This window comes from Nonomuraea sp. NPDC003201 (genome assembly GCF_053590415.1).
On record NZ_JBSFTC010000432.1, the window covers coordinates 1 to 7,282 of the forward strand.

Here is a 7,282-nt window from a genome sequence, read left to right on the forward strand (position 1 = left end):
CTCGGCGGTCGGTCCGCAAGATCTGGCAGCGCGTCGTACTCAGCCCAGTGCCGGCGAAGTTCCTCGCCCAGTTCGGTGGCGATCGCCGCGATCATGCCCAACGCCGTCACCAGATCCTCGGCGGTGACGTGCTCGCGCACGCGGCCGGCCTCCCGCGCCCTCGCCAGCGGCCCCTCCAGTAGCGCCTCCACCTGGTAACGCAGGCTCATGATGCGCGGATCCGTGGCGCTGACCATCGCGATGAACGCCGTCGAGGCGATCGCCTGATCGGTCGTCAGCGCCAGCACGTCGTCGAGCGTGGCCGCAGGATCGGTGGCCAGCGCCTCCAGCGCCTTGATGCCGTCGTCGAACACGGCCAGCGCGAGGCTGACGCGGTCGGGGAAGTGCCGGTAGAGGCTGCCCTGGCCGACCCCGGCCGCCCGCGCGATCGAGGTGAGCGGCGCGTCGAAGCCGTCGGTGGCGAACAGCTCGCGGGCAGCCTCGATCAGCGCCGCGCGGTTCTCGGCGGCGGCGCTGGGGCCTCTATTGGGTCGACGCGTGTGGGCCATAGGAGTACGGTAGCAACCGGACGACATCGTCCGGTATTCCTGGAGCGCGACTTCGCCAGTTCCGTACCCTTTTGAGGAGATACCGCATGACGCAGAGCGAGCAGGTCCTGAGCTATCCGATCCCGAGCGAGGCGGCGCTGGAGCCACCCGCCGAGTGGGCGGACCTGCGGGGGAAGTGCCCGGTCGCGCGGGTCACGCTGCCCAGCGGCGACGAGGCCACGCTGCTCACCCGGTACGAGGACGTCAAGCAGGTGCTGGCCGACCCGCGCTTCACCCGCCTGCTGAACGCGCCCGACGCGGCCCGGCTGTCGGCCAACGACGACGGCGGGCTGTTCAGCAGCGAGATGGCGGCGATCATCCCGGACAGCGGGGAGCCGCACCAGCGGTGGCGGCGCCTGGTCGGCAAGTACTTCACCGCCAAGCGCATGGCCGCCCTGCGGCCCGCCATGGCGCGGATCGCCGAGCAGCTCATCGACGACATGGTCGAGCGCGGCGCCCCCGGCGACCTCAAGGCGTCCCTGGGCTTCCCCCTGCCCGTGTACGTGATCTGCGACCTGCTCGGCGTGCCCGCCTCCGACCGGGACCGCTTCGCCCACTGGTCGGACAGCCTGCTCAACCTGACCAAGTTCACCCAGGCGGAGACCGACGCCTCGCAGGCCGAGTTCATCCAGTACATGTCCGAGCACGTGGCCGCCAAGCGGGAGACGCCGGGCGACGACCTGCTCAGCGAGCTGATCGAGGCGAGCGCCGCCGAGGGCGAGGGCCTGACGGACGTCGAGCTGCTGGCCACCGGGATGGGGCTGCTCGTGGCCGGGCACGAGACAACCGCCAACATGATCGGCAAGATGGTGGGGATGCTGCTGGCCGACCGCACCCGCTGGGAGCGGCTGCTGGCCGACCCGTCGCTGGTGCGTACGGCGGTGGAGGAGGTGCTGCGCTTCGACGCCAACTCCGGCTTCGGCCTGCCCCGCTACCTGAAGGAGGAGACCGAGGTCAGCGGCACGGTGCTGCCCCGCGGGACGACCGTGATCTGCAGCATGGCCGCCGCCAACCGCGACGAGAGCGTCTTCGACGCGGCCGCCGAGATGGACCTGACCCGCACCCCGAACCCGCACCTGGCCTTCGGCTCCGGCTCCCACTCCTGCCTCGGCCAGTCCCTGGCCCGGACCGAGCTGCAGGTCGTCCTGGAGGTGCTGCTGCGCAAGCTGCCCACCCTGGAGCTGGCCGTGCCGGTGGAGGAGCTGCACCGGGTGGAGGGCCTCGTGGTCGGCGGCCTGCGCCAGGTCCCGGTCCGCTGGTGAGGAGGAGACCCAGATGAAGATCATCGTCGACGAGGCCAAGTGCTGCGGCGCGGGCCAGTGCGTGCTGATCGCGCCGGACGTGTTCGACCAGAACGAGGACGACGGCATCGTCATCCTCCTGGAGGCCGAGCCCGCCGCGGACCGGCACGCCGCCGTACGTGAGGCCGCCGCCGTCTGCCCGGCGGCCGCCATCCGGGTGGACGAGGACGCCTGAGCCCTGACCGCGCCGCCCGGCCCCGGCCACCCGGGGCCGGGCATCCCGAGCTGTCGCGGCGTCAGTCCATGAGACCGAGCTGGCGACCCGCCCGCAGGGCCAGCCAGACCTCCGCGAACGCGGCGGTGGACGTCAGGTCGCGGCCCGTCAGCTCGGCGAACCTGCGCAGGCGGTAGGCCAGGGTGTTGGGATGGATGTGCAGCGCGGTCGCGGCGTCCTCGGTGCGCCGGTCGCGCTCCATCCAGGTACGCACGGACGTCAGGAGCTGGGACCCGTGCGCGGAGTCGTAGGCGAGCGCCTTGCCGAGCACGTTCTCGACCAGCGCGGTGAGCGCCCACGGGTCGTCGGGCAGCCACCGGCCGGTGGTGTCGTCGCCGTAGTGGATCAGCGCGCGGCCCGACTCGGACGCCGAGGAGGCCGCCCACACCGCCTCCCGCTTGGGGATCTGCATGGACTCCCCCGGCGGGAACGGCCTGCTCATGCCCGCCGCGACGCCCGGCAGCGCGGCGATCGCCGGGCCGAGGGCGGGCGAGCCGAGCACGTAGCGGTCGTCGCCCCGGCGCAGCATCAGGTGCGGCGCGTCGTCGAGCGCCCGGTGGATGGCCTCGTCGGGCACGTTCCTGATCACGAGGAGGGCCAGCTCGGCCTCCACGGGGATGCCCATCCTGACCAGGCGCCGCCGCGCCGCGGCCGGGTCGTGGACGTCCTGGAGCAGCTCGGACAGGGTCTCGGCGCCCTGGCGGCGTAGCGTCTCGCGCTCGTTGCGGGCCATGGCCACCTGCAGGGCGGCCACCGTGGCGATGTGCTGCACCACGGCGAGCCCGGCGGGCCTGGCCCCCTGGCGCTCGAAGGCGACGAGGAAGCCCGCCGGACCACCCGGCGCGGGCACGGGCAGGACGAAACCGCCCGGGATGGTGGGCGGCGCCTCCGGCTCGGAAGGCAGCACCGCGACGTCGGGCACCGGCACCCCCGGCAGCAGCGGCCGCCCCTGCGGGGTGCACAGATAGACCTCGTATCCGGACAGCCGCTCCAGCCGCTTGAACAGCGTCGCGCTGTCGAGGTCCTCGGCCGCCAGCCAGCGCAGCGCCCCGAACACCTGCAGCTGCGCGCCGAGGCGCTGCCTGGCGTCCTCCTGCACGGCCGCGGCCACCTCCTGGGCGATCGCGATGAACGGCACGGCCAGCGGCACCTCGAGCACGGGCATCCCCCGCTCCTCGGCGGCCTGGATGAACGCGTCGTGCAGCGGCGGCACGTGCAGCTGCGCCGACAGGGCGAGCGCCGACACGCCCGCGTCGTCGAGCCGTTCCAGGTAGGCGCGCTGCTTGGCGGCCTGGCGCGGGATCGCGATCCCCGTCGTCATGATGACCTCCGCGCCGAGCAGCCACGGCGTGGGGTCGTCGAGCTCGCTGACGTGCGCCCACGACACCGACCGCCCCAGCCCCGCCTCACCGGCCAGGAGCCGTAGCTGGAGTGCGGGAGAGCGCAGCAGGTCCTCCACGGACACCTTTGTGGTCACCCACAAAGGATATGGCGGGTCTTGAGTGCTGCCCCGATTGAAGGTTGGGGGGTACGGCCTTCACACTCGGTAGTCATTCGCCCCTGTTCGGGAAGGCACGGCACGACATGAGAAGACAACTTGCCATCGCCCTCTTCACCGGATTGGCCCTCACCGGCTGCGCCGCGCCCGAGGAGACCACCACGACGGCGCCCAAGACCGAGATCGCGGCGGGCGCGAAGGACGAGGCGGTCGCCCAGCTGCTCCCGGCCGACATCCGGCAGGCCGGCAAGGTACGGGTGGCCTCCGGCGTCTCCTTCCCGCCCATGGAGTTCTTCGACACCGACAACAAGACCGTGCTCGGGTTCGACGCCGACCTCGGCAAGGCGCTCGGCGAGGTGCTGGGCGTGCAGTTCGCCTTCGAGAACGTCAGCTTCGACGGCATCATCGGCGGCCTCAACGCGGGCCGCTACGACCTCGGCCTGACCAGCATGCTCGACAAGAAGGAACGCCAGGAACAGGTGGACTTCGTCGACTACCTCAAGTCCGGGTCGGCGCTCATGGTGGCCAAGGGCAACCCGCAGGGGATCAAGGAGACCCTCGACATGTGCGGCAGGAAGGTCGCGGTCGAGAAGGCCGCGACCGGCGACCTGCTCGTGGACGACGTCACGAAGAAGTGCGCCGGGGCCGGAAAACCGGCCGTGGAGAAGGTCCCCTTCCCCGACCAGGCGAGCGCCGTACAGGCCCTGCAGTCCGGGCGGGCAGACATGGTCGCCGCGCTCGACCTGACCCTGGCCTACAGCGTGAAGCAGGCTCCGCAGCAGTTCGAGGTCGCGGTGAGCGCGATCGACCCGCTTCCCGTCGGCATCCCGGTCCCGAAGGGCAAGCCGCAGTTGCGTGACGCCGTTCAGGCCGCGCTGAAGAAGCTCATCGCGAACGGCACCTACGACCAGCTCCTGGCCAAGTGGAACCTGCAGGCGCAGGCGTTCAAGGACGCCGCGATCAACGCGGGCGCATGACCGCCGCCCGGGAAAACGGGAGCGAGCCGATCGTGCCGCTGCGGCGGCCCGGCCGGTGGGTGGCCGCCGCGGTGCTCGCGGTGCTGGCCGCGATGGCGGTCAACTTCGTGATGACCACCCCGGCGCTCCGGCCCGACCTGGTGGCCGGCTACCTCTTCGAGCGGTCGATCATGCGCGGGCTGCTGCTCACGGTCGAGCTGACGGCGCTGGCCATGCTGGCGGGCGCCGTGCTCGGCACCGCGCTGGCGATCATGCGGCTGTCGGACAATCCGCTGCTGCGCTGGGTCGCCGCCGCCTACGTCTGGCTCTTCCGCGGCACGCCCATCCTGGTCCAGCTGCTGTTCTGGTTCTTCCTGGGCGCCGTGATGCCGCGGATCAGCCTCGGCGTCCCCTTCGGCCCCGAGTTCTTCTCCGCGCCGGTCAACGCGCTGATCACCCCGTTCACCGCCGCCATCCTCGGCCTCGGGCTGAACGAGGCGGCGTACATGGCCGAGATCGTCAGAGCGGGCATCGGCTCGGTCGACCACGGGCAGCGGGAGGCCGCCGAGGCGCTGGGCATGCGGCCCGCGCTGGTCTACCGGCGCGTCATCCTGCCCCAGGCGGCCCGGGTGATCGTGCCGCCGACCGCCAACGAGACGATCTCGATGCTCAAGCTCACCTCCCTCGTGCTGGTCATCGGCCTCCCGGACCTGCTGACCAGCGCCCAGCTGATCTACGGCCGCAACTTCCAGCAGATCCCGCTGCTGATCGTCGCCAGCCTCTGGTACCTCGTCCTGACCACGCTGCTGACCTTGGCCCAGTCACGGCTCGAACGACGGTTCGGAGGCCGATCGTGAACGAACTGCTCGTCGCGAGGGGTGTGCGCAAGAGCTTCGGGAAGGTCGAGGTGCTCAAGGGCATCGACCTGACGGTCCACGCCGGCCAGGTGGTGTGCCTGCTCGGCCCGTCGGGCTCGGGCAAGTCGACCTTCCTGCGCTGCGTCAACCACCTCGAACGGCTCGACGCCGGGGAGATCTGGGTCGACGGCCACCTGGTCGGCTACCGCCGCTCGGGCGGCAAGAAGTACGAGATGCGCCCGCGCGAGGTGGCCGACCAGCGGCGGGACATCGGCATGGTGTTCCAGCGCTTCAACCTCTTCCCGCACCGCACCGCGCTGGAGAACGTCATGGAGGCGCCCGTGTACGTGCTCGGCCGCCCCCGCGAGGCCGTCCGGCAGGAGGCGCTCGACCTGCTGCGGCGGGTCGGCCTGGAGGAGCGGGCCGGCCACCGCCCCGATCAGCTGTCCGGGGGCCAGCAGCAGCGCGTGGCGATCGCCCGGGCCCTGGCCATGAAGCCCAAGTTGATGCTGTTCGACGAGCCGACCAGCGCGCTCGACCCCGAGCTCGTCGGCGAGGTCCTCGACGTGATGAAGGACCTGGCCGGAGCGGGGATGACGATGGTCGTGGTGACGCACGAGATCGGGTTCGCCCGCGAGGTGGCCGACCACGTCGTCTTCATGGACGACGGGCTGGTCGTCGAGGCGGGACCGGCCGCCGAGCTGATCGCCCGGCCCCAGCATGAGCGGACCAGGGCCTTCCTGGCCAAGGTCCTGTAGAGGAAGGGATCCGACCATGTCACGGGGACAAGCTGCGCGGACGGGCGGCGACCTGGTCGTCGAGTCGCTGGCCGCGCTCGGCGCCACCACGGTCTTCGGCGAGCCGGGGCAGCACGCGCTCGGCCTGTTCGACGCGCTGCGCCGCTCTGACCTGCGCTACGTGGGGTGCCGTACCGAGCTGAGCGTCGCGTTCGCGGCCGACGGCCACGCCCGCGCGACCGGCTCGGTCACGCCTTTCCTGGTCTCCACCGGCCCGGGCGCGCTGGGCACCCTCCCCGCGCTCATGGAGTCCCGCGCGGCCGCCGTCCCCGTGCTGGCCGTCAGCAGCCAGATCCCCGCGGACGGGCTGGGCGGGCGGCGCAAGGGCTACCTGCACGAACTGCCGGACCAGGCCGCGGCCTTCAGGGACGTCGTGAAGTCGGCCCACGTGGTGCGGACGGCCGGGCAGATCGCGCCGGCGCTGGCCGAGGCGTGGGAGCTCGCGCTGACCGCCCCCGCGGGCCCGGTCCTGGTGGAGATCCCGCAGGACGTGCTGCTCGCCGAGACCGGGATCCCGGCGGTGCGCGAGCTCCGGGTGGCGCCGAGACCGCTCGCCCCGCGGGCCGAGCTCGTCGCCGCGGCGGCGGACCTGCTGGTACGGGCGGCCGATCCGGTGATCCTGGCCGGCGGCGGGGTGGTGCGCGCCGGGGCCCAGGCGGCCCTGCTGGAGCTGGCCCAGGAGCTGGACGCGCCGGTCGCCACCACGTTCGGCGCGAAGGGCGCCTTCCCCTGGGAGCACCCGCTGTCGCTCCAGTCGTGGCTGGAGGACCGGCACCTGACGGCGTTCCTGGAGGAGGCCGACGTGCTGCTGGTCGTGGGCTCGGGGCTGGGGGAACTGTCCAGCAACTACCACACGATGCGGCCACGGGGCCGGGTCGTGCAGATCGAGGCCGATCTCGGCAAGCTCGAGTCCAACCATCCGGCGCTGGCCGTGCACGCGGACGCCAGGGCGGCGCTGGAGGAGCTGGCGCAGGCCGTGAAGAGCGCGCGTACCGGCCGGGACGGGGCAGCGGGCCGGCCGGGGGCCCAACCGGCGGCCCAGTCGGCGGCCCAGTCGGCGGCCCGGTCGGCG

The 7,282-nt window shown here is 72.4% G+C and carries 8 protein-coding genes; 6 read left to right on the forward strand and 2 right to left on the reverse strand.

Annotated features, from left to right (window positions below; genetic code table 11):
- Positions 1-548: TetR family transcriptional regulator (locus ACWDX9_RS56800; protein ID WP_449971335.1), on the reverse strand; the 548-nt coding region annotated here is incomplete at its 3' end.
- 86 nt (positions 549-634) lie between these two features.
- On the opposite strand from ACWDX9_RS56800, the gene ACWDX9_RS56805 reads away from it, so the two are divergent.
- Positions 635-1,849 (forward strand): cytochrome P450, encoded by a 1,215-nt coding sequence (locus ACWDX9_RS56805; protein ID WP_449971336.1) that lies wholly within the window; start codon positions 635-637, stop codon positions 1,847-1,849.
- Positions 1,850-1,862: 13 nt separating this feature from the next.
- Entirely contained in the window at positions 1,863-2,063 is a 201-nt protein-coding gene (locus ACWDX9_RS56810; RefSeq protein ID WP_449971339.1) for a ferredoxin, read from the forward strand.
- A gap of 61 nt (positions 2,064-2,124) precedes the next feature.
- Here the strand turns inward: ACWDX9_RS56810 and ACWDX9_RS56815 are convergent, their stop codons facing one another.
- Positions 2,125-3,579, reverse strand: a complete 1,455-nt coding sequence (locus tag ACWDX9_RS56815; RefSeq protein ID WP_449971342.1) for a PucR family transcriptional regulator — start codon at positions 3,577-3,579, stop codon at positions 2,125-2,127.
- Positions 3,580-3,686: 107 nt separating this feature from the next.
- Between ACWDX9_RS56815 and ACWDX9_RS56820 the strand changes: the two genes are divergently transcribed.
- The 4 genes from ACWDX9_RS56820 to ACWDX9_RS56835 form a co-directional block, all read left to right on the forward strand.
- Positions 3,687-4,577, forward strand: coding sequence for an ABC transporter substrate-binding protein (locus ACWDX9_RS56820; protein WP_449971346.1), 891 nt, complete (start codon positions 3,687-3,689; stop codon positions 4,575-4,577).
- Positions 4,574-5,413 (forward strand): amino acid ABC transporter permease, encoded by an 840-nt coding sequence (locus ACWDX9_RS56825; RefSeq protein WP_449971349.1) that lies wholly within the window; start codon positions 4,574-4,576, stop codon positions 5,411-5,413. Before ACWDX9_RS56820 ends, ACWDX9_RS56825 begins: the two co-directional genes overlap by 4 nt.
- Positions 5,410-6,171 carry an amino acid ABC transporter ATP-binding protein gene (locus ACWDX9_RS56830; RefSeq protein WP_449971352.1) on the forward strand — a complete coding sequence of 254 codons (762 nt, stop codon included), beginning with the start codon at positions 5,410-5,412 and terminating at the stop codon, positions 6,169-6,171. The genes ACWDX9_RS56825 and ACWDX9_RS56830 overlap by 4 nt, the downstream gene beginning before the upstream one ends.
- A gap of 16 nt (positions 6,172-6,187) precedes the next feature.
- Positions 6,188-7,282: thiamine pyrophosphate-binding protein (locus ACWDX9_RS56835; RefSeq protein ID WP_449971354.1), on the forward strand; the 1,095-nt coding region annotated here is incomplete at its 3' end.